This window comes from Alienimonas sp. DA493, assembly GCF_043951915.1.
GTDB lineage: Bacteria > Planctomycetota > Planctomycetia > Planctomycetales > Planctomycetaceae > Alienimonas.
This window is the reverse complement of the sequence record NZ_JBINJD010000287.1, coordinates 1-2,517: the sequence shown is the minus strand read 5'-3', so window position 1 is coordinate 2,517 and position 2,517 is coordinate 1. Positions and strand designations below refer to the sequence as shown.

Here is a 2,517-nt window from a genome sequence, read left to right as displayed (position 1 = left end):
CGACGCTCTGCGTCGCCCCGCAGGGGCCGCGGAGCGTCCGGCCGCTCCGCGGCCCGTGCGTCCCGACGCAGAGCGTCGGGACGAGCGTTAGATCTCGCCGTCGCCCCGCGTCCACGCCCCCGGCCGGCGGATCGGCACGCCGGCGTACTCGCCGACGTCCAACAGGTGACGGTCGTTGGACAGCAGCGCGTCCGCCGCGGAGGCAGCGGCGAGGGCGAGGAACTTGTCGTCGTCCGGGTCCTCGCTGACCCCGCGGGCGGCGGCGTTCTCCTCCGCCGTCGGCGTGACGGCCTCCGCCCGCCGCAGGGCGGCCAGCACGCGGTCCACCCCGCCCGGCCGCCGCACCGAGCGGGGCACGATGAACCGATACTCCGCGAAGGTCGCCGGGCTGACGACCAGCCGCACCTCCCCCGCCGTCGCCGCCGCCAGCAGCCGCCCGCTGGCGGAGCCCGGGGCGTACGCCGCCCCGACCAGCAGATTCGTGTCGAGGATCAGGCGGGGGACCAAGATGGGAGACGGGGATGTCGGATGCGGGATGGATCCAGCGGCGATGCGGTAAGGTGGCCCCTGATCGCCGCGACAGCGTACCTCCGCCATCCGCCATCCCAAATCCGTCATCCCCCCGCCGTCCGCCGCGGCCCGGGTTCACGCCGGCGGGGCGGTGGTCGAGCTTCATCTACGCCGCCCGCGGATTGCGGATGCTGATTCGCACCCAGCCGAACGCCCGGCTGCACGCGGCGGCGGCGCTGCTGGTGACAATCGCCGGGCTGGCCTTGGGGGTGGACGCCGCCGGGTGGTGCCGGCTTGCCGCCTCGGTCGCGGCGGTCTGGGCCGCGGAGGCCTTCAACACGGCCTTCGAACTGCTGTGCGACGTGGTCCACCCGGACTATCACCCGATGGTCCGGGACGCCAAGGACGCCGCCGCCGGGGCGGTGCTGGCCGTGAGTCTGGGCGCCGCGGCCGTGGGGGCGTTCACGCTCGGCCCGCCGCTGTGGCTCTGGCTGACGGGTCCGGAGAACGCGGGCTGACGGTCGCCGGCGGGCTCCTACACTCCCCCTGTGCCCGCCCGACCGAAATCGCCCGCCCCGAAGCTGCCGAAGGACCGCACCAAGCACATCGGCCCCCGCCCCGCCCCGGCGCCGCTGCCGGACGTGCGACCGCTGCGGCTGGGCCTGTGCTGCACCTTCGACGAGCAGCACCTCAACTTCCGCGTCGCCACCGCGGCCCATCTCTCCAAGCTCTCCCGGGAGGGGGCGAAGGCGAAGCTGGGCGAAATCCTCGCCCACAACGCTCGGGCGATGAACCAGGCGATCCGGTTCTGCGACGCGGTCAACATCCGGGCCTTTCGCGCTTCCAGCCGCCTGCTGCCGCTCCGCACGCACCCGGAGGTCGGCTACGACCCGGCCGCCCTGCCCGGCGGCAAACGGAGCGTGGCCCTGTTCCGTGAGGCCGGTCGACGGGCGGAGGACGCGGGGATCCGCACCCTGCTCCACCCGGAGCAGATTACCGTCCTTTCCGCCCACGACCCGGCCGTCGCCGCGAACGCCGTGGAGGAACTGATCCACCAGGCCGAGATGGCCGAGTGGCTGCGGGCGGACACCCTCATCATCCACGCCGGCGGCGGTTACGGCGACAAGCCGGCGGCGCTGGCCCGGTTCGCGGAGAACGTGCGGAACCTGCCGAACGCCGTCCGCGACCGGCTGGCGGTGGAGAACGACGACCGCGTTTTCACCCCCGCCGAGCTGCTGCCGGTCTGCGAGGCCGAACGGCTGCCGCTGATCTACGACGCCCACCACCACCGCGTGCTGCCGGACGGTCTGAGCGAGGAAGAGGCGACCCGGGCCGCGATCGCCACCTGGGCGGAGTGCGACAAGCCGGCCGGGTTCTCCCGCGAGCCGGTGTTCCATCTCTCCAGCCCGAAAGACGGCTGGGACGAGCCGAAGCCGCACCGCCACGCGGACTTCATCGCCCCCGCCGACTGGCCGGCCGCCTGGGACCAGGTTCTCGGCGCCGGGGGGGAACTGACCGTGGAGGTGGAGGCGAAGGCGAAGGAGCGGGCCGTCGCCCGCCTCGCCGCGGATTTGGCGGACCGCTGAGTCCCCCATCGCCGCGGGGCGGCGCCGGGACGGGGTCGGTTCCCCACGAAAGTTTCGATTTGTTCGGCAGTTCCGTCTGTGCGACCTCCGGGGGCGAGGGTAAGCTATGTCCTTCCCGCACGGGCGCCGGCCGAAGCGTTTTCGATCGACGCCCGCGCACCTGCGTTTTTTTCAAGCGACGAGTGATGGCTGAGGGCACGATCAAGCGACTGACGGACAAGGGGTTCGGGTTCATCGACGCCGGTACCGGCAAGGACCTGTTCTTCCACATGTCCAACGTCGAAGGGATCCACTTCGACGAACTCACGGAGGGGCAGCGCGTCTCCTTCCACTCCGGCCAGGGCCCCAAGGGTCCCCGCGCCGAGAACGTCACCCCCATCTAGTTTCGGCTAGCGTCCGGTGACCGAACCGCGTCGCCCCC

General features: G+C 72.6%; 4 protein-coding genes. 3 read left to right on the top strand and 1 reads right to left on the bottom strand.

The genetic code is table 11. From position 1 onward, the window contains the following. Positions 1–87: 87 nt before the first annotated feature. Positions 88–507, bottom strand: coding sequence for a putative toxin-antitoxin system toxin component, PIN family (locus tag ACG2DA_RS22410; RefSeq protein WP_395258871.1), 420 nt, complete (start codon positions 505–507; stop codon positions 88–90). A 14-nt stretch (positions 508–521) separates the two neighbouring features. Here ACG2DA_RS22410 and ACG2DA_RS22405 point away from each other — a divergent pair, with 14 nt between their 5' ends. The 3 genes from ACG2DA_RS22405 (at position 522) to ACG2DA_RS22395 (ending at position 2,479) form a co-directional block, all read left to right on the top strand. Then, entirely contained in the window at positions 522–1,028 is a 507-nt protein-coding gene (locus ACG2DA_RS22405) for a diacylglycerol kinase family protein (protein WP_395258869.1), read from the top strand. 30 nt (positions 1,029–1,058) lie between these two features. Continuing rightward, positions 1,059–2,096: a UV DNA damage repair endonuclease UvsE gene (gene uvsE, locus ACG2DA_RS22400; protein ID WP_395258867.1), complete on the top strand. Its 1,038-nt coding sequence runs from the start codon at positions 1,059–1,061 to the stop codon at positions 2,094–2,096. A 185-nt stretch (positions 2,097–2,281) separates the two neighbouring features. Beyond that, on the top strand, positions 2,282–2,479 hold the full coding sequence (locus tag ACG2DA_RS22395; RefSeq protein ID WP_145357156.1) for a cold-shock protein: 198 nt from the start codon (positions 2,282–2,284) through the stop codon (positions 2,477–2,479). Positions 2,480–2,517: the final 38 nt, after the last annotated feature.